The sequence below is a fragment of the Methylobacterium sp. 391_Methyba4 genome, from assembly GCF_029691625.1.
Lineage (GTDB): Bacteria > Pseudomonadota > Alphaproteobacteria > Rhizobiales > Beijerinckiaceae > Methylobacterium > Methylobacterium fujisawaense.
Genome location: NZ_CP121475.1, coordinates 6,433,520 through 6,454,519, shown reverse-complemented (window position 1 = coordinate 6,454,519; position 21,000 = coordinate 6,433,520). Strand labels below are relative to the sequence as shown.

General features: G+C 67.0%; 16 protein-coding genes and 3 tRNA genes. 12 read left to right on the top strand and 7 right to left on the bottom strand.

Annotated elements, in window-relative coordinates; all coding sequences use genetic code 11:
• Positions 1-544: 544 nt before the first annotated feature.
• Positions 545-985, bottom strand: coding sequence for a hypothetical protein (locus P9K36_RS30420; protein ID WP_278306342.1), 441 nt, complete (start codon positions 983-985; stop codon positions 545-547).
• A 361-nt stretch (positions 986-1,346) separates the two neighbouring features.
• On the opposite strand from P9K36_RS30420, the gene P9K36_RS30415 reads away from it, so the two are divergent.
• The 3 genes from P9K36_RS30415 (at position 1,347) to P9K36_RS30405 (ending at position 4,724) form a co-directional block, all read left to right on the top strand.
• Positions 1,347-1,613, top strand: a complete 267-nt coding sequence (locus P9K36_RS30415; protein ID WP_278306341.1) for a hypothetical protein — start codon at positions 1,347-1,349, stop codon at positions 1,611-1,613.
• A gap of 160 nt (positions 1,614-1,773) precedes the next feature.
• Complete coding sequence (locus tag P9K36_RS30410) at positions 1,774-3,594, top strand: ATP-binding protein (protein WP_278306340.1); 1,821 nt, start codon at positions 1,774-1,776, stop codon at positions 3,592-3,594.
• Between the two features lie 230 nt (positions 3,595-3,824).
• Positions 3,825-4,724 carry a hypothetical protein gene (locus tag P9K36_RS30405; RefSeq protein ID WP_278306339.1) on the top strand — a complete coding sequence of 300 codons (900 nt, stop codon included), beginning with the start codon at positions 3,825-3,827 and terminating at the stop codon, positions 4,722-4,724.
• A 387-nt stretch (positions 4,725-5,111) separates the two neighbouring features.
• Here P9K36_RS30405 and P9K36_RS30400 read toward each other — a convergent pair whose 3' ends face one another.
• Positions 5,112-5,318 (bottom strand): hypothetical protein, encoded by a 207-nt coding sequence (locus tag P9K36_RS30400; protein WP_278306338.1) that lies wholly within the window; start codon positions 5,316-5,318, stop codon positions 5,112-5,114.
• A gap of 406 nt (positions 5,319-5,724) precedes the next feature.
• On the opposite strand from P9K36_RS30400, the gene P9K36_RS30395 reads away from it, so the two are divergent.
• On the top strand, positions 5,725-6,129 hold the full coding sequence (locus tag P9K36_RS30395; RefSeq protein ID WP_278306337.1) for a hypothetical protein: 405 nt from the start codon (positions 5,725-5,727) through the stop codon (positions 6,127-6,129).
• Between the two features lie 158 nt (positions 6,130-6,287).
• On the opposite strand, the gene P9K36_RS30390 is transcribed toward P9K36_RS30395, so the two are convergent.
• From P9K36_RS30390 to aroA, 3 genes are all read right to left on the bottom strand, one after another.
• A tRNA-Lys gene (locus tag P9K36_RS30390) sits at positions 6,288-6,363 on the bottom strand.
• 105 nt (positions 6,364-6,468) lie between these two features.
• Positions 6,469-7,107, bottom strand: coding sequence for a (d)CMP kinase (gene cmk, locus P9K36_RS30385; protein ID WP_052083944.1), 639 nt, complete (start codon positions 7,105-7,107; stop codon positions 6,469-6,471).
• Between the two features lie 5 nt (positions 7,108-7,112).
• A complete protein-coding gene (gene aroA / locus P9K36_RS30380; protein WP_043381639.1) occupies positions 7,113-8,462 on the bottom strand; it encodes a 3-phosphoshikimate 1-carboxyvinyltransferase in 1,350 nt (449 codons plus the stop codon).
• 291 nt (positions 8,463-8,753) lie between these two features.
• Between aroA and P9K36_RS30375 the strand changes: the two genes are divergently transcribed.
• The 3 genes from P9K36_RS30375 to P9K36_RS30365 all read left to right on the top strand — a co-directional run bounded on the left by P9K36_RS30375 (position 8,754) and on the right by P9K36_RS30365 (position 9,499).
• Positions 8,754-9,140, top strand: a complete 387-nt coding sequence (locus P9K36_RS30375; protein WP_075381438.1) for a TIGR02300 family protein — start codon at positions 8,754-8,756, stop codon at positions 9,138-9,140.
• 152 nt (positions 9,141-9,292) lie between these two features.
• Positions 9,293-9,368: transfer RNA gene (locus P9K36_RS30370), tRNA-Ala, on the top strand.
• A gap of 55 nt (positions 9,369-9,423) precedes the next feature.
• A tRNA-Ala gene (locus P9K36_RS30365) sits at positions 9,424-9,499 on the top strand.
• 119 nt (positions 9,500-9,618) lie between these two features.
• Here the strand turns inward: P9K36_RS30365 and P9K36_RS30360 are convergent.
• Positions 9,619-10,107 (bottom strand): Lrp/AsnC family transcriptional regulator, encoded by a 489-nt coding sequence (locus P9K36_RS30360; RefSeq protein WP_043354596.1) that lies wholly within the window; start codon positions 10,105-10,107, stop codon positions 9,619-9,621.
• 207 nt (positions 10,108-10,314) lie between these two features.
• Here P9K36_RS30360 and mdeB point away from each other — a divergent pair, with 207 nt between their 5' ends.
• The 5 genes from mdeB (at position 10,315) to P9K36_RS30335 (ending at position 17,714) form a co-directional block, all read left to right on the top strand.
• A complete protein-coding gene (gene mdeB / locus P9K36_RS30355; RefSeq protein WP_278306336.1) occupies positions 10,315-13,002 on the top strand; it encodes an alpha-ketoglutarate dehydrogenase in 2,688 nt (895 codons plus the stop codon).
• Positions 13,003-13,243: 241 nt separating this feature from the next.
• On the top strand, positions 13,244-14,620 hold the full coding sequence (locus tag P9K36_RS30350) for a 2-oxo acid dehydrogenase subunit E2 (protein ID WP_278306335.1): 1,377 nt from the start codon (positions 13,244-13,246) through the stop codon (positions 14,618-14,620).
• An 11-nt stretch (positions 14,621-14,631) separates the two neighbouring features.
• Positions 14,632-16,341, top strand: coding sequence for a dihydrolipoyl dehydrogenase (gene lpdA / locus P9K36_RS30345; protein WP_111474293.1), 1,710 nt, complete (start codon positions 14,632-14,634; stop codon positions 16,339-16,341).
• Positions 16,342-16,529: 188 nt separating this feature from the next.
• The gene (locus P9K36_RS30340) at positions 16,530-17,267 is read left to right on the top strand and encodes a hypothetical protein (RefSeq protein ID WP_091955117.1); all 738 of its coding nucleotides are present in this window, start codon (positions 16,530-16,532) and stop codon (positions 17,265-17,267) included.
• Between the two features lie 36 nt (positions 17,268-17,303).
• Entirely contained in the window at positions 17,304-17,714 is a 411-nt protein-coding gene (locus tag P9K36_RS30335; protein WP_043353773.1) for a DUF2147 domain-containing protein, read from the top strand.
• A 432-nt stretch (positions 17,715-18,146) separates the two neighbouring features.
• On the opposite strand, the gene alaS is transcribed toward P9K36_RS30335, so the two are convergent.
• A complete protein-coding gene (gene alaS, locus P9K36_RS30330; protein ID WP_111473184.1) occupies positions 18,147-20,825 on the bottom strand; it encodes an alanine--tRNA ligase in 2,679 nt (892 codons plus the stop codon).
• Between the last annotated feature and the right edge of the window lie 175 nt (positions 20,826-21,000).

The window sequence follows — 21,000 nt, the reverse complement described above, 5'->3', positions numbered from 1 at the left end:
ACGCCCGGGCGGGCGTTATGGCTTCGTGAGGGCTGTGGCTTGGGGCCCTTCACAGAGCTTCAGGTTTGACGGCCTCACCCTGCCAGGGGTGGGGCCGTTGCTTTTCCAGGATCTCGGTTCCGCGGCGGCAATACCTCGATTACGGTGCAGAAGCCGTAGGCGTATTGCGAGACCTGATAGGTCGCAACTCCCACCACGCGGTATTTTTCGATCTCGCGGGAGCCGACCACTCTGGTTCGCACCGCTATACTGAAGCGCACGCGACGGAATTGGCGCCATCGGAGTATTGAGCAGCACCCCGCAGCACTCGGCTTTTAGCTCTCTCGGCAGTCGGTCTTCAATTCAGCTCGACGGGTCCGAGTTCTGCTAGCACCTTGAATCACACTGAGCCGCTAGCAGCAGACGGGCGCCACGATGATGGGTGGCTAACGGATCGTTAACTCGAAGCCGGTCAGTTCCCGGTGTCGCTACGGCCACTCTTCGGGGGTTGAAGCCGAACGGCATGCGGGCCGGCCCCTTGAGGGCTCGGCCCGCGCCTTCAGGCTCAGTGTAGGCTGCTCAGGATACGCTGAGCTTCGCCGTCAGCCACCATTCGCTCCCAACAATCATCTACGATTGCGCAGCGCATGATGGACGCCCAACGGGGACGGACATCTCGCATTACGGCAACCGGATCAACATAGCGGTCGTGAAGATCGTATCGCCCGGAAACACTACCCCGCTCTACATACATGAAAACCAGTTGCCCGCTTTCTAGACAGATCACCGCCTCTCGACTCATCATATCCGATAGATCTGACGTAGGCTTGTCGCATAATATGACGAAATCGCTTGTCATCAATTTCGGACGAGCGCGACCATCCTTATTGTGCTTATATGCTCGAAGTCCGTCACGGATGTACCCGGTAAATTTTACATCATCGGGCCGGAGCAGGTTGATAGCCTTCGCCGGAAGATCAATATTATCCTTATGCTCGTTTCTCATGTGGATGTCGCTTCCTCTTGCATAGGCTTGCGTTGCGTTTCACCGCGATATCGCTACCTTGTGCCGAAGCTGATAACCCGGAAAATAGTTACGTGGAAGCGAAAATTACCGCCATAAGTTGCCGCATGGCCAGAAGTGGCCTTGGCATCGGCATCCGGGACGTGGCTGAGTTTTCTGGGGTAGCGGTCAACACCGTCCAGAGGTTCGAGCGCGGCGCCGAGCTGAAGGTCCGAACGGTCCTGGCAATCCAATCTGCGTACGAGGCGCGAGGCTGCACGTTTCTTGCGGACGACGGTAATGGACCAGGCGTGCGCGTACGGCCCGTTGGCGAGACGACAGGCGAGCCTCTGCAGGCTGTCGATTGAAGCGTGCGGTCTACACGCCAGCCTTCGCGCTTGCCGCTCTGTGCGGCGCGCTGAGCGCCTGTCAGGGGCAGGACGCCAGCACCTTCACGCTGTACCGCAGCTCCGTTCTCAACGATGGGGCGCGCATCCACGTCGCCACCTTCGATGCCGCGGATGGCGACGCCTACAACTGGGAGAACTGTGCCGCAGCTGCCAACCTGTTCGGCGGCCAGCCGGGCACGCGTACACGGTTCTGGTGCGAGAAGGGACGTTTCAGGCCGTAGGCAGCATGGCGCCGTTGCTTGCGGTGTCGATTGCCGTGCGTTGACGACGAAAGAAGTTGCACAACGTTGTGCGTTCGCCAGGTTTTACGTTCCGTGCTGCGCGTATCATCCGCTATCTCGGGAGCGAGGGTAAGACCGTCATTGAGCGAACGAGGGACCGATGCGGGTTGCTGGCATCGACATCAAAGGCCACCCTGGTATCGGTGACCTAGCAATTGATTTTCGAGGCGCAGACGGCAGAGCGCCGCGCCACATCGTACTTGCTGGCGGCAATGGCTGCGGAAAATCTGCAGTCTTGGAATCAATATTCACGGCATTAATTCCGTACAATTTGCTAGCGACGCTAGAGCATCTCCATTTAAATGGCCGGATCCGTGTATTTGTCGAGCACGATGTTATGAACGCAGCGTCGGATCTTGGAAATCCTATATCCCCGGAAACACACGCCGAGTTGGATGGGTGGCGGGATTTTCGCGGTGTTGCAATCGAGGCCGACGTTCGCAGGAGAGAAAACGGTCTCATCTATCGAGCAGTTATCGAGCCAAGAACCAATACGAAGATCGAGCGGCACGATGCTGTAGAGACGTTTCTCGAAAATTCTTATGGAGCCTTCCTAAGCGAGGCTGTAACAAATTTCGAGGTGAAGGCAGTTCAAAGCACGACGGCGATGGATAATCCTCGTCGGTCCGCGAGCGTGCCTGCAGAGATAGTCTTTCCTCTCCGCGGCGGATCCAACCTGTCTTCGATAATTCCGCAGCTTTTTGTGGATCTAGAGAATGCAGACGGACTTGATATGATGCGATGGCATCGAGATAATCCCGATGGAAGAGCGCCTGCTATGCTAGCTGGTGGTCGAATGCAACGGTTCAAGGAAGCATTCGAGCGCCTCATACCTCAGAAGGGGTTCGCGGGAGTCAAGCAGGTCGAAGGAGAGTTGAGGCCAGTTTTCACTGAGAATGGCCGCGAGACCCCGTTAGCCAAATTGAGCACGGGCGAAAAACAGATTGTGTTTCGCGGCGGATTTCTTCTGCGCCAAGCACAATACATGCCGGGCGCGATAGTGATGATTGACGAGCCAGAGCTAAGTCTACACCCAAACTGGCAATCCGGCATCCTCGGTTATTACGACAAAATTGTTACGGAGACAGCAGATAAAAAAAGTCAAATTATACTGGCAACTCATTCGCCATTTGTTGTTCACGGCTCGCCAGCTGCCAAGCATGTCATACTGCGACGAGATAATCATACAGGCGTTGTGAATGTTGATCCGAGCCCGACATATCCGGGCGTAACAGCTGGCGACATTGCCATCTCGGCATTCGATTTGGGTAGCTTTCTCTTTTCGCGACCCGGCAACACGATGGTTGTGGCCGTTGAAGGCAAAACCGATGCTCAAATGATCCGTTTGGCCTGGGAAAAATTGCGGCGAGACCAACCCATGCCTTTCAACCTCATGCCGAGCGGATCCGCCGGGTCGCTGCGGCAATTTCTAGGTCACGAACCGAGCTCGCCAGGCCCCCTCGCTGAAGCTTTGGCAGATCGCGGCATTGATCGCGTATTGGGCATATTCGATTTTGACAAGGAAGGTCACGGGTATTGGAACAAGGGACGTAAGCCGCAGTCGACGTCTGAAGAGAACCTCAACCTTTCGAGTTGCCCATGGTGGCGCCGTCAGGGGACGAACATTTGGTCCGCACTATTGCCTGTTCCCGCTCATCGTCCAACAGCAGCTAGCCTAGATGATGGTGACGCCGCAAACTCGATCCTAACGACCGAATTGCTTTTCCAGGATAGCGATCTCGCGGGACGGATTGATTTCGTTCAAGTGCGGCATGCACCAGCCGGCATCACCAGGCCGGTCGCCTCAAATGCGCAGAAGGTTCAGATTGCCGAAGCGGCGCAGAAATTTCCTCCGGGTTCATACGCTTCATTTGAGCCGCTGCTAGCGCTGATCGAATCCATCTTGGCTAAGCGGTTATGAGGTCGCGAAGGCGGTCGCCGCCCAGGAGCGGGGCGAAGTCCAAGGCCACGGCGGCCAGGGCAAAAGGGATGTTCCCGCCGGGAACATCCCTGCCGTGACGGATCTCGGCCTGACCCGCAAGGCGATCCACGAGGCTCGGCAGCTGCGAGACGCGGAGGCGGCCGACCCGAGCCTAGTCCGTTCTGCGGGTGGTACGTATCTGAACGCGACTGATTGAGTGGGGGCTGGCTGTGACGGGTGAAGACAAGGACGAGGGCGCGGAGAAGCTTCGCTCAGGTCAGGGCATCGCGATCTGGAAGTTCAGCGTTGGAATGGCGGCAAAAGTCGCTGGCGGAATGGCCGGCGTGGGCACTACCGCGGTGACCGCGAACCCGTTTATCGGAGCAGCGGTCGGCACTAGCCTTGCACACTCATTGGAAAAGGTCGGAACGTATCTCGTAGATACAAGACTTGGTCCACGTCAGGCTGCACGTGTCGGCCGCGCAATAGCGGTTGCCGCAACACGGATGGATGAACGCGTATCGTCCGGACAAACATTGCGCGCCGATGAATTTACCCGGCCAGACCACACCGGCCGTTCGGCGGCCGACGAAACAATAGAAGCAGCCTTGTTGGCGGCGATGAACAGCGCCGAAGAAAAGAAGATCGACTTTATTGCCGCACTTATGACTAGTATCGGCTTTAACAACGAAATCAGCCCCGCCGATGCTCAGTTACTTATCGAAACTGCTCATAACATACGATTTCGAGCCTTTGTTGTCATGAAGATCGCCAGCCAGATCAAGAGCTATGGCTGGCCAGCGCGCGGCGGCGAAGATTTGCCGGGCCCACCGGAGAAATATCATCCGCTGATGTCGCAAATATTTGACATGACACAACGGGGAATCGTGGAAATGAGATCTGCGCCCGACGATATTAATTTGTATGCCATCTTGGGTCCGGACGAAATCGATCCGACGAAGCTACATCTGAGCCCATTTGGCTGGATGCTGTTCAATGGCATGGAGCTGAGCAGGCTGTCTGATGACGATGACACATACATTCGTACTGTAGCGGATCTCGCGGAGCTATCTGGCTATGGCAAGGGCACGCCGAGAGTTGATGCCCGTATCGATGACGGCCAGTTTTAGATAGCGATGTAATGTGCGCCTGGGCGGCTTGGGCGATGCCATCCTGCACAGCGCCGGCGCCAATGCGGCGCACGGCCTGCGCCGCACGAATGCAGATAAGCTGCGCGCCGTACTCATGCTTCTCGAGGACGAGGAATGGGGCGCGTGGTCCGATAGCGAGGTCGGGCGGCATTGTGCCGTCTCGCACACCTTCGTGTCCAAGCTACGCGAGACGCTCACTTGCAACGTTTCAAGTGAGCCTGTTCCGCGGACCTATCAGGACCGGCACGGCAACGTGACCCGGATGGACACCGCGCGGATCGGCCGGCGCACGTCCGAGCCGGATCCGCCGGCCCTGGACATGCAAGCGCCCCGCGCGCCGAATGCGCGGGGCGCTGTTCATGCAGTTCAGGCGACCTTCTTCGCAGTCGCCCCTGGCGCACGCTGCTGGGCGTTGCGGATGGTAGCTACCTCATCCTCGCGGGCGCGATCGACGGCTTCGATCTCGCTCTGCACCTCCACGATGGATTGGCCGAGAGCCACCTTCTCGCGTCGCGTTTCGATGAGGCGCTTCCGAAGCGCATCTAGATCCTTGATCGGTTTGTTGCTCATCATTCCCCCCGTTTGGTGATTTTGCTGGACCTCCACCCAAACTGGGCGATCGATGGCTGTACGCCTCGATTTGGTTCGTCCTCAGCCCGCACCTTTAGGCTGAGGCGGCTCGGCTCGCTCCTGTGTGGCCGAAGACCACTTGCTGGCGGCTTGCGTGCTTGTCGGCCCGCGCCGCGGATCGGCCGCTCGGCCCCGCCCCGATCTGCTCACGGGGCGGGGGAGCGTCCGATCTCACCAGCGGGCGGGCCGATACGCAACGTGGCCCGATGGCGTCGTACCTGAGATCCATTGAACGACGGTTTCGGAGCGTCGGGCCCAGCTGTCCCACTGCGGGCATGCTCGTCTTGGTTGCGCGCTGCATCAACCGTGAGCATGCTGTTGAGCTGCTACTCCAAGCGAGGCGGCGGCAATGAACCTGTTCCGGCTCGGAACTGCACTGGCGGTGGTAGGCGTCCTGCTCGTCGGCGGCTCGGTCGCGTGGTGGCAGAAATTCTATGCCGAGGTTGCCGCTTTCCTCGGCACTCACGCTGATCCGCCGTTGCAGTGCTTGTACTCGGTCGACGGCCCCTGTGGGCAGGTGATCGAGCTAGCGGCCATGGTTGGCGCCAACCCCTATCGTCCTGGCCTTTTCTGGATCGGCGCGGTCGCCCTCGTGATCGGTGGGGTTCTGGAATTCGCGGCTAAGCCGTCTCGGCGCGTGGCGGATGGAAGACGGCCCGAAGGCGAGCGCTTGTTTGTCCCCGGCCCTGATGGGGTAAGCAGCGAGGAATGGGAGCGGTTCAAGGCCGCTGCCTTTCCGAAGGACAAGCCCTGATCGAAGTGCCTGCCCTGTGGGCCTGCAAGGAGACTTCGGGACGAAGCGGGTTGGCATCCATCGCAAGGCTGCGGGTGCTACCCCGGTGCAACCCGGGCTCCCCGCGGGGAAGCACCAAATTTGTAACCCGCTCTAAAGCACTGATTTTGCTGGTAGAATGGTGAGCGCGCTGGGACTCGAACCCAGGACCTACAGATTAAAAGTCCGTTGCTCTACCAGCTGAGCTACGCGCTCGCGTCCCGGGCCGATCGCGGTGGCCCGTCGGGGACGGCGCGTCCGCAATAGGTGAGCGGGCCCGGGGGGTCAACATAAGGGACGTGGACAATCCTCAATCCGCCCTCAATCCGCGTCGCCGCGGCTCTGCTCCACGATGCCCCGGGCCTCGGCGAAGGCCGCATCCGCGTCGAGCTCCGTGGTGTCGAGCCGGATCGCATCGTCGGCCATGCGCAGGGGTGCGGCGCTGCGGGATGCATCCCGGGCGTCGCGGGCCTCGATGTCGGCGAGGATCGTCGCGAAGGTCGCCGACTCACCGCGGCCGACCAGTTCCCGGTGGCGGCGGCGGGCGCGCTCCTCCGAGGACGCCGTGATGAACAGCTTCACCGAGGCCCCGGGGCAGACCACCGTGCCGATGTCGCGCCCGTCGAGCACCGCCCCCTGCGGATCGGCGGCAAAGCGGCGCTGCCAGGCGAGCAGGCCGGCCCGGACTTCCGGCACGGACGAGACGCGCGAGGCCGCCTCGCCCATGGCCCGGTCGCGCAGCCGCGGGTCGTCGAGCTTGCCGGCGTCGAGGGCCTGGGCCGCCCGCGCCGCGGCCGCGGAATCCTCCAGCGACAGGCCTGCATCGAGCAGGGCCATAGCCACGGCCCTGTAGAGGAGCCCGGTGTCGAGATGCGGCAGGCCGTAATGATCGGCCAGACGCTTGGCGAGCGTGCCCTTGCCGGATGCGGCCGGTCCGTCGATCGCGATGACGAGCGGCATGCCGGTCACGCCTCGATCCGGCCGCCGAGGGCCTGCATGGTCGGAAGGAAGCTCGGGAAGCTCGTGGCGATCATCGCGCCGTCATCCACCGTGACCGGGTTCCGTGCGGCGAGCCCCATGACGAGGAACGCCATGGCGATGCGGTGGTCGAGATGCGTCGCGACCGTTCCGCCGCCCGGCGCGGCGGCGCCGTCGCCCTCCACCACGAGGTCGTCACCCTCCACCGCGTGGCGGACGCCGTTGGCGGCCAGCCCCGCCGCCACGGCGGCGAGGCGGTCCGATTCCTTGACCCGCAGCTCGTGCAGGCCGTTCATCCGGGTCCGGCCCTCGGCGAAGCTCGCCGCCACCGCCAGCACCGGGTACTCGTCGATCATCGCGGGCGCCCGCTCGGCCGGGACGTCGACGCCGGTCAGGCGGCTCGCGCGCACGCGCAGGTCGGCCACGGTCTCGCCGCCCTCCTCCCGCTCCGCCACGCGCTCGATCTGCGCGCCCATCTCCAGGAGCGTCGTGATCAGCCCGATGCGCAGCGGGTTCATCATCACGCCTTCGATGACCACGTCGGAGCCGGGGACGATCAGCGCCGCCACCAGGGGGAAGGCCGCCGAAGACGGGTCGGCCGGCACCACGACATCGGTGCCGCGCAGGGTCGGCTGGCCGGTCAGCGCAACCTTGCGGCCGTGGCCGCCGGGACCGTGCGGCTCGACGACGACCGTGGCGCCGAACAGGCGCAGCATCCGCTCGGTGTGGTCGCGGGTCGCGGCCGCCTCGATCACGGTGGTGACGCCGGGCGCGTTGAGGCCGGCGAGCAGCACCGCCGACTTGATCTGCGCCGAGGCCGCCGGGGTCTCGTAGGTGATCGGGATCGCCTCCTTGGGGCCCCGCAGGGTCAGGGGCACGCGGCCGCCCTCGGCTTCGGCCAGGACCTGGGTGCCCATCCGGGTGAGCGGGTCGAGGATGCGGCGCATGGGCCGCGAACGCAGGGAGGCGTCGCCGTCGAAGGTCGCGGTCACCGGCTGCCCACCGACCACGCCCATCATGAGGCGGGAGCCGGTGCCGGCATTGCCGAAATCGAGGACGTCGGCGGGATCGCCGAGGCCCCCGATGCCGACGCCCCGGACCCGCCAGCGTCCGGCCCCGAGCCGCTCGACGCCCGCGCCGAGCGCCTTCGCGGCGGCGGCGGTCCGCAGGACGTCATCGCCCTCCAGCAGCCCTTCGACCCGCGTCTCGCCCTGGCTGAGCAAGCCGAGGATCATCGCCCGATGCGAGATCGACTTGTCGCCGGGCGGCCGAAGGCGTCCGCGCAGCGGGGTGCCCGGCGCGGCGGTGAGGGGCTGTGGAGTCGAATCGTGCGACACGGGACGTCCGTTCGGGCTCTGACGAGTGGGCCTGGATCCGGCGCGTCGCGCGGCTCGGCCGCGGCGCTGCAATCGGACGGTGAAATCGCCGGGCGGTTAACACGGGTACCGGCCGGCGTCATCAATCCGATGTCTTCGTCGATCCTCCGGACGATCCTCCTGCCGATCCTCCCGCCGATCCTCCGTAGGACGCGGCCCGGAACGCCCTGCACGGGCTCGATTGACAGGGGCCGCCACCGCGACTAACGGGGCCCCTCCCCCGAGACAGAACTGACGACGAGGTGTCCGCCCGTGGCCCGACCGGAACTTGGCTTGAAGCGCCAGTGCATGAGCTGCGGCGCGAAGTTCTACGACCTCGCCCGAGATCCCGCCGTCTGCCCGAAATGCGGCGCGGTCTATCAGGCGGTGGCCACCTCGAGCCGTGCAGCGCCTCCGGCGCTGTCGCGGAGCGCGGCCAGCAACGACGATGAGGACGAGACGGACGAGAAGGGTCCGGAGCTGGTTTCCCTCGACGAGGTCGAAGCCGCCGAGGACGATGCGGATCCGACGCCCGAGGACGATTCGGTCGAGGACGGGGATACCGCCGACGACGACACCTTCCTGGAGGAAGAGGACGCCGGCGACGACGATGTCTCCGACCTGATCGACGGCGATATCGAGAACGACGAAGAGGGCTGAGGCGGTCGTCGCCTCCCCGATCAAAAACCCCCGGCAGCAGCGAAAAAGGGGGTTGAGTCCGCGGTGCGAGCCGCCTATAGAACCGGCCTCGCCGGACGCGATTTAGACCGGCGAGACCCCGCGGGACCCAACCCGCGGCGGATGCTAAAAGTGGGGCCTTAGCTCAGCTGGGAGAGCGCTTCCATGGCATGGAAGAGGTCATCGGTTCGATCCCGTTAGGCTCCACCATCCCACTCTCGCGTGACGCGGCCCTCCACGGGACGCGAAATGCAGTAAAAATTATGGGGCCTTAGCTCAGCTGGGAGAGCGCTTCCATGGCATGGAAGAGGTCATCGGTTCGATCCCGTTAGGCTCCACCATTTATCTCGCGCGCGACGCGGCCCATCGCGGCCTGCGTACCCGAGAACGAGACTTTCCAGATTTCGCCGTCGCGAGCGGACCCCGCTGCCACTGATGCACCGTGGGCGGCCGCGTCCGGTCAGCGGGTCAGGTGCCCGAGCGGCAGCGCGGTCGCGTACTTGACCTGCCCCAGGGCGAAGCTCGATCGGATGTTGGCCACCCCGGGGATCCGCGTGAGGTGGTCCAGGACGAGCTTCTGGTACTGGCCGAGATCCTCGACCACGACCCGCAGCATGTAGTCGGCCTCGCCGCTCATCAGATAGCACTCCATCACCTCGGGGCGGTTGCGCACCGCCTCGTCGAAGGCCTGGAGCGCGGCCTGGGTCTGTTTCTCGAGCGACACGTGGACGAACACGTTGACCGCGAGCCCGAGGCTCAGCGGGTCGACCACCGCCACGCAGCCGCGGATCACCCCCGCCTCCTTCAGGTCGTTGACGCGGCGCCAGCACGGCGACGTCGACAGGCCCACCCGCTCGGCGAGATCCGCGATGCTGATCTCGCTGTCCTGCTGCAGACATTCGAGAATGCGCAGGCTCGCGGCGTCGAGGGGGGCCGGTCGTGCGGGCATCGGTTCGGTCTCCAATCTGGCCGCTGCGAAGCGCAGCCTCCGACGACGACGCGCGAGGCGCTCTGGCCTCGCGACAGAGGCATATTTTGCCGCCTATCGCCCAAATCGCGGAATATCAATCCTGACACGGCGCGATGGAAGCAAATCTTCGGCATGTCCCGCCGTCCCGATACTCGTATGATCGGGGGAATAAGGGAGGCCGCGTTGATGAACGCCATACCGCCGAAAGCCATGATCGCGCGGTCCGCCGAGGTCGATCACGACCCGGCCGAGACCCAGGACTGGCTCGCCGCGCTGGAATCCGTCTTCCGCACCGAGGGCGCGGCCCGGGCGCGGTTCATCCTCGACCGCCTGGAGCGGCGCTCGAAGGAGATCGGCATCCTCGACGAGGCCCTGCCCTACTCGCCCTACCGGAACACGGTTCCGCTGGAGAAGCAGCCGCGCTACCCCGGCGATCTCGACATCGAGGAGCGCCTGACCTCGATCATGCGCTGGAACGCGCTCGCCATGGTGGTGCGCGCCAACATGGCCTACGGCGAGCTCGGCGGCCACGTGGCCAGCTACGCCTCGGCGGCGGAGCTGTTCGAGGTCGGCTTCAACCACTTCTTCAAGGGCGGGACGGACGGCGACCTCGTCTATTTCCAGCCGCACTCGGCCCCCGGCGTCTACGCCCGGGCCTTCCTCGAGGGGCGACTCTCCGAGGAGCAGCTGAAGCACTACCGCCAGGAGATCGCCGGCGACGGTCTGTGCTCCTATCCGCATCCCTGGCTGATGCCGGATTTCTGGCAGGTTCCCACCGGCTCGATGGGCATCGGGCCGATCCACGCGGTCTATCAGGCGCGTTTCATGCGCTACCTCGCCGACCGGGGCCTCGCCGACACGTCCGGCCGCCACGTCTGGGGCGTGTTCGGCGACGGCGAGATGGACGAGCCCGAATCGATCGGCGGCCTCGCACTGGCGGCGCGCGAGAACCTCGACAACCTGACCTTCGTCATCAACTGCAACCTGCAGCGGCTCGACGGACCGGTGCGCGGCAACGGCCAGATCATCCAGGAGCTGGAGAGCCTGTTCCGGGGCGCGGGCTGGAACGTCATCAAGGTGCTGTGGGGTTCGGAGTGGGACGGGATCTTCGCCCGCGACACCAACCACGCCCTGCTGCGGCGCTTCGCCGACACGGTGGACGGCAAGTACCAGACGCTGGGCGCCAAGGACGGCGCCTACAACCTCGCCCACTTCTTCGGCGAGGATCCGGAGGTCCGCGAGCTCGTCGCCCACATGTCGGACGCCGATGTCGACCGGCTGAAGCGCGGCGGCCACGACTTCCGCAAGCTCTACGCGGCCTTCGCCGCCGCCAAGGCCACTAAGGGCCGGCCGACGGTGATCCTGGCCAAGACCAAGAAGGGCTACGGCATGGGCGGCGCGGGCGAGTCGCGCATGACCGCCCACCAGGCCAAGAAGCTCGACGTGGACGCGCTGCGCGCCTTCCGCGACCGGTTCGCCCTGCCGCTGTCGGATGCCCAGGTGGAGGGTTTGGCCTTCTACAAGCCGGCCGAGGACGGCGCCGAGATGCGCTACCTGCGCGAGCGCCGCGAGACGCTCGGCGGCGTGTTGCCGGCCCGCCGCCGCACGGCGCCGACCGTCTCGGTGCCGGCCCTCTCGACCTACGCGGGCTTCGCGCTCGAAGCGGGCGGCAAGGAGATGTCGACCACCACGGCGGTGGTGCGCCTATTCGGCAACCTCCTGAAGCACAAGGATCTCGGGCCGCGCATCGTCCCGATCGTCGCCGACGAGGCCCGGACCTTCGGCATGGCCAACCTGTTCCGGCAGGTCGGGATCTACGCGCCGCAGGGCCAGCTCTACGAGCCGGAGGATGCCGGCTCGATGCTCTACTACCGCGAGGCCCGGGACGGGCAGCTCCTGGAGGAAGGCATCACCGAGGCCGGGGCGATCTCGTCCTGGACGGCGGCGGCCACGGCCTACAGCGTCCACGGCCTGTCGATGCTGCCGTTCTACATCTACTACTCGATGTTCGGCTTCCAGCGGGTCGGCGACCTGATCTGGGCGGCGGCCGACCAACGGGCCCGCGGCTTCCTGATCGGCGCCACGGCGGGCCGGACCACGCTGGGCGGCGAGGGCCTTCAGCACCAAGACGGGTCGAGCCACATGCAGGCGGCCGCAATCCCGAACTGTCGGGCCTACGATCCGGCCTTCGCGTACGAAATGGCGGTGATCGTCGACCGGGGCGCCCGGGCGATGATGGAGGAGGGCGAGGACGCCTTCTACTACCTCACCGCGATGAACGAGAACTACGCCCAGCCCTCCATGCCGCAGGGGGCGGAGGCCGGGATCCTGAAGGGCATGTACCGGCTGTCGGGGCCGGAGGCCGGGCAAGGGACGGGCGCCGCCTTCGTGCGGCTCCTCGGCTCCGGGGCGATCCTCCCGGAGGTGATCGCGGCGGCGGAGCTGCTCGCGCAGGATTTCGGCGTCGCCGCCGAGGTGTTCAGCGTGACGAGCTTCAGCGAGCTGGCCCGCGACGCCCGCGAGGCCGAGCGGCAGGCGATGCTCAACCCGGAAGCCGAGGCGCCGGTCAGCCACGTGGCGGCGCTGCTGCCGGGCACGGCGCCCATCGTCGCGGCGAGCGACTACGTCCGGGCCTACCCGCAGCTGATCGCCTCCTATGTCGGCGCGCGCTTCGTCGCCCTCGGCACAGACGGGTTCGGGAGGAGCGACACCCGCAACGCGCTCCGCCGGTTCTTCGAGGTCGACCGGCAGCACGTGGTCATCGCGGCGCTGCACGCCCTGGCGGAAGCCGGGACGGTGCCGCGCGCCACGGTGGCGGACGCGATCCGCCGCTACGGCATCGCGGCGGACGCGCCCGCGCCCTGGACGATCTGAGGCCAACCGGCGAACCCACCCGCGACCTCATCCTGAGGTGCGCGCGCAGCGCGCCTCGAAGGAACTCTCCAGCCGGCCGTGCGATCCCTGGAGCCCTCCTTCGAGGCCTCCGCTGCGCTCCGGCGCCTCAGGATGAGGGCGTGGCTGGGAGATCCGGCGCGTCGACGACATCGCGCCTCTCTTCCCCTGCCCGCACGCGGACAGGCCGTAACAGCCTTCCAGCAACCGGAATTCCACCCGCATGAGCGCCGCGCTGCAGATCGCCCTTCCGGATATCGGCGACTATCGGGACGTGCCGGTCATCGAGCTTCTGGTGAAGCCCGGCGACCGCCTCGCGGTGGACGACCTGATCCTCAGCATCGAGTCCGACAAGGCCACCATGGAGGTTCCCTCCCCGGTCGCCGGCATCGTCCGCGAGTTGCTGGTCTCCGTGGGGTCGAAGGTGTCGGAAGGAACCCCGATCCTGACGGTGGAGCCCGCGGAGGGCAGCGGGGCCGCACCGGTGCCGGACGCCCCCCCCGCTGCCGCGGCCGCGTCGTCCCCCGAGCGGAGCGCGGGTCCCCTTTCCCGTTCGGAAGCGGGACAGGATGAGGGATCAGGGTTGTCCGGAGACGGCGCACCCCTCACCCCAACCCTCTCCCGCACGGGAGAGGGAGCCGGTCGCGCCTCGCCGAAGCCGATACAGGCCGATCCGATCCAGGCGACCCGCGGCGCGGTGCATGCCAGCCCGTCCGTCCGCCAGCTCGCCCGCGAGCTCGGTGTGGAGCTGGACCGCGTCGCCGCCACCGGGCCCAAAGGGCGGATCCTGCGCGAGGACGTACACGCCTTCGTCAAGGCGGCGCTCGGCGCGTCGGTCCCGGCGCCCGCCGCCGCGTCCGGCATCGGCGCCGGCCTGCCGCCCTGGCCGGACGTGGACTTCGCCAAATACGGCCCGGTCCGGCGCGAACCGCTGTCGCGCATCCAGAGTCTCTCGGGGGCCAATCTCAGCCGCAACTGGCTCACGATCCCGCACGTGACCAATTTCGACCGGGCCGACGTCACCGAGATCGAGTCGTTCCGGGTCGGCCTGAACACGGAGACCCGCACGCCGCCCGCGAAGGTCACCATGGTGGCCTTCCTGATCAAGGCGGCGGCCTCGGCGCTGCGCGCCTACCCGCGCTTCAATTCCTCCCTGGCGGGCGGCGAGCTGGTCCTGAAGGACTACGTCCATGTCGGCTTCGCGGTGGACACGCCGAAGGGCCTGATGGTGCCGGTGGTGCGCGACTGCGACCGCAAGGGCCTGATCGAGATTGCCACCGAGATGGCCGCGATGGCCGAGAAGGGCCGGGCAGGAACCCTCCCGGGCTCGGACATGCAGGGCGGCTGCTTCTCGGTCTCGTCGCTCGGCGGCATCGGCGGCGACGGCTTCACGCCGATCATCAACGCCCCCGAGGTCGCGATCCTGGGCGCGGCGCGCTCGCGCACCGAGGCGGTGTGGGACGGCAAAGCCTTCCAGCCGCGCCTGATCCTCCCCTTGAGCCTCTCCTGGGACCACCGCGTCGTGGACGGCGTCGCCGCCGCCCGCTTCCTCGGCCATGTGGCGTCGGTCCTCTCGGACCTCCGCCGCGCCCTCCTGTGACCGCCGCCGCCATGCCCGAGACCCTCGACATCCGCGTCCCCGATCTCGGGGATTACGCCGACGTGCCCGTCATCGAGATCCCGGTGGCGCCCGGCCAGCCGGTCGCCAGGGACCAGACCCTGCTGGTGGTCGAATCCGACAAGGCGACCCTGGACATCCCCTCCCCGACGGCGGGCCGCCTCGTGGAGATGCTGGTCGGCCTCGGCGACACGGTCTCGGCCGGCACCCTCGTCGCCCGCCTCGCGGTGGAGGCACCCGAGGTGCGCACCGAGCCGGCACCTGCGCCGGCCACCGCCGCGCCGCCACCGAAGCCGCAGGCGGAGGCGGGCTGCGACCTCCTGGTGATCGGCGGCGGACCGGGCGGCTACTCGGCCGCCTTCCGGGCCGCCGATCTCGGGCAGCGGGTGATCCTGGTGGAGCGTGACGCGACCCTCGGCGGCGTCTGCCTCAACGTGGGCTGCATTCCCTCGAAGGCGCTGCTCCACGTGGCTGCGGTGACCGAGGAGGCCGTCCGGCTGGCCGCGCACGGGATCAGCTTCGGCGCACCGACGGTCGACCTGGAAAAGCTCCGGAGCTTCAAGGCCGGCACCGTCCGGCGCCTCACGGACGGGCTCGCCCAGATGGCGCGCCAGCGCAAGGTCGAGGTGATCCGCGGGACCGCACGCTTCACGGGCCCGAGCGCGGTCTCGGTGGCGCTGCATGGTGGCGACACGCGCGACGTCACCTTCGCCAGCGCCATCGTGGCCGCGGGCTCGTCGCCGGTGGCCCTGGCGATGCTGCCGGACGATCCCCGCATCGTGGATTCCACGGGGGCGCTGGAGCTGCCCTTTGTGCCGCGCCGGTTGCTGGTGATCGGCGGTGGCATCATCGGCCTGGAGATGGCGACCGTCTACAGCGCACTGGGCGCCCGGGTCGACGTGGTCGAACGCCTGCCGAACCTGCTGGAGGGCGTCGACCGGGATCTCGTGGCGGTCTGGACGAAGCGGAACGCGCACCGCTTCGACCGAATCCGCACGAGTACGGAGGTGATGGCGGCAGAGGCGACACCGGAGGGCATCGCCGTATCGATCGCTGGCGAGGCCGAGCCGCAGACCTACGACCTCGTGCTCCAGGCCGCGGGGCGTCGTCCGAACGGCGCGAACCTGGGCCTCGACGCCGCCGGCGTGGTGCTGGATGGCGGCTTCGTGCCCGTGGACGCGCAGATGCGGACCAACGTGCCGCATATTCTCGCCATCGGTGATCTCGTCGGGCAGCCAATGCTCGCCCACAAGGCCGTCCACCAGGGGCACGTGGCCGCCGAGGTGGCCGCCGGCCACAAGGCCGGCTTCGATGCCGCCGTGATCCCCTCGGTGGCCTACACCGATCCCGAGATCGCCTGGGTGGGCCTGACGGAAACGGCGGCCAAGGCCTCGGGGCGGGCCGTGGAGGTCGCCCGCTTCCCCTGGGCGGCCTCGGGCCGGGCCATCGCCAACGGCGCCGATTACGGTCTGACGAAGCTGCTGTTCGATGCGCAGACCAAGCGCGTTGTCGGCGGCGCCATCGTCGGCCCGAGCGCGGGCGACATGATCGGCGAGGTCGCGCTGGGAATCGAGATGGGCGCCGATGCCACCGACATCGCCCGGACCATCCATCCCCATCCGACCCTCGGCGAGACGATCGGCCTCGCGGCCGAAGCCGGCCTCGGGCTCTGCACCGACCTGCCGCCGGTCGGGCGCCGGTAGGATCATCTTCGCCAGGGGACGGGTCCGCCAGGCGGCGGGCAGCTCGACGGATGGACGCGTCTTGTATAGATCTTGGCCCGCGTCGCCGACTCGGCCAGGAAACAGCCCGGTCAGCACGTTCTGCCGGGCCTCGACGCTGCGGCGATCGGCGAAGACCTGGTATTTCGACTGGGAGGACATGGCTCGAGATGCTGTGGCACACCGGAAAGTCTTTCCGCCATGCCCTTTGTATTTCGCCATACTTGGCACGGGATCGATCGACGCGCGACGGCCGTCGAACCCGGCAGCCCGCATTTCGCCGGTGGGCGCTGCGCGTGGCTCTGGCGGCGCTTGTCCCGATGACCGGGTCACCAAGCTCTGCGCGCGATGGGGCGTCCGTGTCCGGTCCTGCCGCCGCGCCGGCGCCGGCTGAAAGCCCGCAGGCGCTCATCGCCTCGCTGCGGAGCCGCATTCTCGCGGCTCACAGCGCGACCTTCGCCCTCGAAAGCTGGTGTGCCGACCACAAGCTTGCGGGGGATCCTCACCTCGTCGCCGAGCGGATACCGGTGGCGGACAAGCCTCTGACGGCGGTGCAGCGGGCGCGGCTGGCGATCGGGCCGGACGAGCCCGTGCGCTATCGCCGGGTCCGCCTCGCCTGCGGCGACCGCGTCCTGTCGGAAGCGGACAATTGGTATGTGCCCGCACGCCTCACGCCGGAGATGAACGCGACGCTGGACAGCACGCGGACGCCCTTCGGCCGGGTCGTGCGTCCCCTCGCCCCGGTTCGCGACACCGTCGCGGTTCGCGCGCCGGACCAGCGCACGGATCCGGGCCCCGACGATCCGCTCTTCGAGATCGATGCCGTGCTCTCGACTGCCGCCGGCGAGCCGTTCTGCGAGGTGGTCGAAACTTATCTGGGCAGTGCGCTGCCCCGAGCATCGCGCTAAGTACCCATCCGCATTCTGGACAGGAGAGGACCAGGGATGGGTTCGAGGCTTCGTCGCTCGATTCTGACACTGCTCGCGATGGGCACGGCGTGCGGTCCGGTTCTGGCGGCCGACCCGGCTGGCTTCTGGCTCACGGAGACCGGCAGTTCCCGCGTCCGCATCACGCCCTGCGGGAGCGGCTTCTGCGGGACGATCGTCAGCGCACCGGGGAAGGGACTCGACGCGAAGAACCCGGATCCGGCCTTGCGCGGTCGCAGCGTCGTGGGCGTTCAGATCCTCGACGCGCGTCAGCCCCAAGGCGGCGGTTACTCGGGTTCCCTCTACAATCCGAACGACGGCAAGACCTATTCCGGTTCGCTGAAGCTCACGGGCCCGGATACGCTCGAAGTCTCCGGTTGCGTGATGAGCGTATTCTGCAAGCAGCAGACCTGGACGCGCGTCAAATAACCGAGGCCCCCGCAGGCCGGCGCCGGCGCTGCAACGATGCAGGATCGGGTCTGCGCCGCTGAGGTCGCGTGGGTCAGAAACCGAAACGGGGGCTTCGTGACCCAGCCCCTCCTCGCCCGCCTCGTTGGCCTGCCCGCCCTCGCGCCGGACCCAGTCCAGGCACAGTCGCGCCCGCGCCTCGGGCGTTGTGAGTAAGCAGAGCGACGCTACCGGTAACGCCGCGACCGGGACCTACTGCCCGACCAATCGTCTGGGCGACAGGATGGCGACCGATCTGGCCGCAGCGGGCAACGCCAATCCCCCGTCGCGGGCGACACCGCAGGGCGGCGGCGTCGGCGGAAACACGTAAGCCGCCGAGGGCGGGACCCCGACCATCCCGCCGCTCGCCTCCACGGCCGCACCGGAGACGGCGCGGTTCCTTGCGGGCGCGTCTCAGGCCGCTTCGGTGAGAGCCTGCGCGATGGCGTCAAGGGCGGCCTCGGCTCCGGCTCCGTTCGGCCCGCCGGCCTGCGCCATGTCGCGCCGGCCTCCGCCTCCCTTGCCGCCGAGCGCGCCCGCTCCAGCCCGCACGAGCCCGACGGCATCGTAGCGACCGGTCAGGTCGTCGGTGACGCCAACGACCAGACCCGCCTTGCCGTCCGGCGCGACGCCGACCACCGCCACGATGCCGGAGCCCAGACGCTTCTTCTCCTCATCGACGATCGGCTTGAGGTCGCGCATGTCGAGCCCTTCCACCACCGAGCGGCGGAAGGCCACGCCGCCGATCTCAGTTTGCTGAGCGCCCGAGCCCGGACCACCCTCGCCGCCCATGGCGAGCTTCCGGCGGGTCTCGGCCAGTTCACGCTCCAGGCGCCGCCGATCCTCCATCAATGACGTCAGACGATCGGGCGCCTCGGAGACCGGAGCCTTGAGAATGCCGGCCAGCGCCGCCAGGGTCCGGGCCTCCTCGGCCCGATGATGACGCGCCGCGTCGGCCGTGAGAGCCTCGATCCGGCGCACGCCGGCCCCCACCGCGCTCTCGCCCACGATGGTGATCGCTCCGATGTCGCCGGTGCGCCCGGCGTGGGTGCCGCCGCATAGTTCGACCGAGAAGGTCTTCGGCCGGCCCTGCGCGGCCTCCTCGTCGATGGGCAGCCCCATCGAGACCACCCGCACCTCGTCGCCGTACTTCTCGCCGAACAGCGCCCTGGCGCCCGACGCGATGGCGTCGTCCACGGCCATCAGCTTGGTCACGACAGGCGCGTTCTGCAGCAGCACGGCGTTGGCGATGTCCTCCACCCGGGCGAGTTCATCCGCCTCGATGGGCTTCGGGTGGCTGATGTCGAAACGCAGACGATCGGGGCTCACGAGCGAGCCCTTCTGCGCGACGTGATCGCCCAGCACCTGCCGCAGAGCCTCATGCAGCAGATGGGTCGCCGAGTGGTTGGCCCGGATCGCCTTGCGGCGGACATGGTCGACCTTGAGCTCTACCGGCTGGTCGAGGCCCAAGCTTCCCTCCTCCACGGTCACATGGTGGACGAACAGGTCGCCGAGCTTCTTCTGGGTGTCGGTCACCCGCGCCCGCACGCCCGGCGCCAGGATCAGGCCGGTATCGCCGACCTGGCCGCCCGATTCCCCGTAGAACGGCGTCTGGTTGACGAGGACGAGGCCGGTCTGGCCAGCGTCGAGGCTCTGCACCTCGGCGCCGTCGCGCAGCAGCGCCGTGACGATGCCCTCGGCCGTCTCGGTCTCATAGCCCAGGAACTCGGTGGCACCGACGCGCTCGCGCAGGCCGAACCACACCGTCTCGGTGGCCGCCTCGCCCGAGCCCTTCCAGGCCTCGCGGGCCGCCTGCTTCTGACGCTGCATCGCCGCCGAGAAGGCGTCGGTATCGACGCCGATGCCACGGGCTTTCAGGGCGTCCTGCGTCAGGTCGAGGGGGAAGCCGTAGGTATCGTAAAGGGTGAACGCGGTCTCGCCGGAGAGCTTGTCGCCCTGCTTGAGGTCGCGGCTCTCGGCGTCGAGGATCGACAGACCCCGCTCGAGGGTGCGGCGGAAGCGGGTCTCCTCCAGCTTCAGGGTCTCGGCGATCAGGCTCTCGGCCCGCATCAACTCCGGATAGGCCTGGCCCATCTCGCGCACCAGCGTCGGGACGAGGCGGAACATGGTGGGCTCGCGGGCGCCCAGGATCTCGGCGTGGCGCATGGCGCGGCGCATGATCCGCCGCAGCACGTAGCCTCGCCCTTCGTTACTGGGCAGCACGCCGTCGGCCACCAGGAAGGAGGCCGCCCGCAGGTGGTCGGCGATCACCCGGTAGGATGCGAGCGTCGCCGGCTCCGGCGCCCGCGACACGGCGTGGGCCACGGCGTCGATGAGGGCGCGGAACAGGTCGGTGTCGTAGTTCGAGTGGACGCCCTGGAGGATCGCCGCCATGCGCTCCAGGCCCATGCCGGTGTCGATCGACGGCCGCGGCAGCGGGTTGCGGACGCCCGGCTCCAGCTGCTCGTACTGCATGAACACGAGGTTCCAGAACTCCAGGAACCGGTCGCCGTCCTCGTCCGGAGAGCCGGGCGGCCCGCCCTGCAGCGCCGGCCCCTGGTCGATGAAGATCTCCGAGCAAGGACCGCAGGGGCCGGTATCGCCCATCTGCCAGAAATTGTCGGAGGTCCCGATCCGGATGATCTTCTCGTCCGGGAAGCCGGCGATCTTCTTCCACAGGCCGGCGGCCTCGTCGTCGTCGGCGTAGACGGTGACGAGGAGCCTGTCGGACTTGAGGCCGAATTCCTTCGTGATCAGGGTCCAGGCCAGCTCGATCGCCCGGTCCTTGAAGTAGTCGCCAAACGAGAAGTTGCCGAGCATCTCGAAGAAGGTGTGGTGACGTGCCGTGTACCCGACATTGTCGAGGTCGTTGTGCTTGCCGCCGGCCCGCACGCATTTCTGCGCCGTCGTCGCCCGGTCGTAGGCGCGCTTCTCCATCCCTGTGAAGACGTTCTTGAACTGCACCATGCCGGCGTTCGTGAACATGAGCGTCGGATCGTTCTTCGGCACGAGGCTCGAGGAGGGCACGACCTCGTGTCCCGCCTTGGCGAAGTAGTCGAGGAAGGTCGACCGGATCTCGTTGACGCCGCTCATCGGGGCTGACTCTGGCAGGACGGACGGGAAAGGGCGGCCGCGCGTCATCCGCCCGGCGCCCGCATGGCGCCCTCTTAAGGAGGGATGCCGCGCGAGTCACGGGCGGCCTGCCCCGAAATCTCCCCGGGACGCCGCAACTCGGCCACAAGCACGGCCGTGTTGTCGCCACATCTGT

What these genes read in the sequence shown, in the direction of transcription:
- P9K36_RS30420 (WP_278306342.1), bottom strand. Translation starts at nt 985, where the DNA reads ATGAGAAACGAGCATAAGGATAATATTGATCTTCCGGCGAAGGCTATC.
- P9K36_RS30335 (WP_043353773.1), top strand. Translation starts at nt 17,304, where the DNA reads ATGGGTTCGAGGCTTCGTCGCTCGATTCTGACACTGCTCGCGATGGGC.
- P9K36_RS30410 (WP_278306340.1), top strand. Translation starts at nt 1,774, where the DNA reads ATGCGGGTTGCTGGCATCGACATCAAAGGCCACCCTGGTATCGGTGAC.
- P9K36_RS30350 (WP_278306335.1), top strand. Translation starts at nt 13,244, where the DNA reads ATGAGCGCCGCGCTGCAGATCGCCCTTCCGGATATCGGCGACTATCGG.
- P9K36_RS30340 (WP_091955117.1), top strand. Translation starts at nt 16,530, where the DNA reads ATGCTGTGGCACACCGGAAAGTCTTTCCGCCATGCCCTTTGTATTTCG.
- alaS (WP_111473184.1), bottom strand. Translation starts at nt 20,825, where the DNA reads ATGAGCGGCGTCAACGAGATCCGGTCGACCTTCCTCGACTACTTCGCC.
- P9K36_RS30395 (WP_278306337.1), top strand. Translation starts at nt 5,725, where the DNA reads ATGAACCTGTTCCGGCTCGGAACTGCACTGGCGGTGGTAGGCGTCCTG.
- cmk (WP_052083944.1), bottom strand. Translation starts at nt 7,107, where the DNA reads ATGCCGCTCGTCATCGCGATCGACGGACCGGCCGCATCCGGCAAGGGC.
- P9K36_RS30400 (WP_278306338.1), bottom strand. Translation starts at nt 5,318, where the DNA reads ATGATGAGCAACAAACCGATCAAGGATCTAGATGCGCTTCGGAAGCGC.
- lpdA (WP_111474293.1), top strand. Translation starts at nt 14,632, where the DNA reads ATGCCCGAGACCCTCGACATCCGCGTCCCCGATCTCGGGGATTACGCC.
- P9K36_RS30360 (WP_043354596.1), bottom strand. Translation starts at nt 10,107, where the DNA reads ATGCCCGCACGACCGGCCCCCCTCGACGCCGCGAGCCTGCGCATTCTC.
- mdeB (WP_278306336.1), top strand. Translation starts at nt 10,315, where the DNA reads ATGAACGCCATACCGCCGAAAGCCATGATCGCGCGGTCCGCCGAGGTC.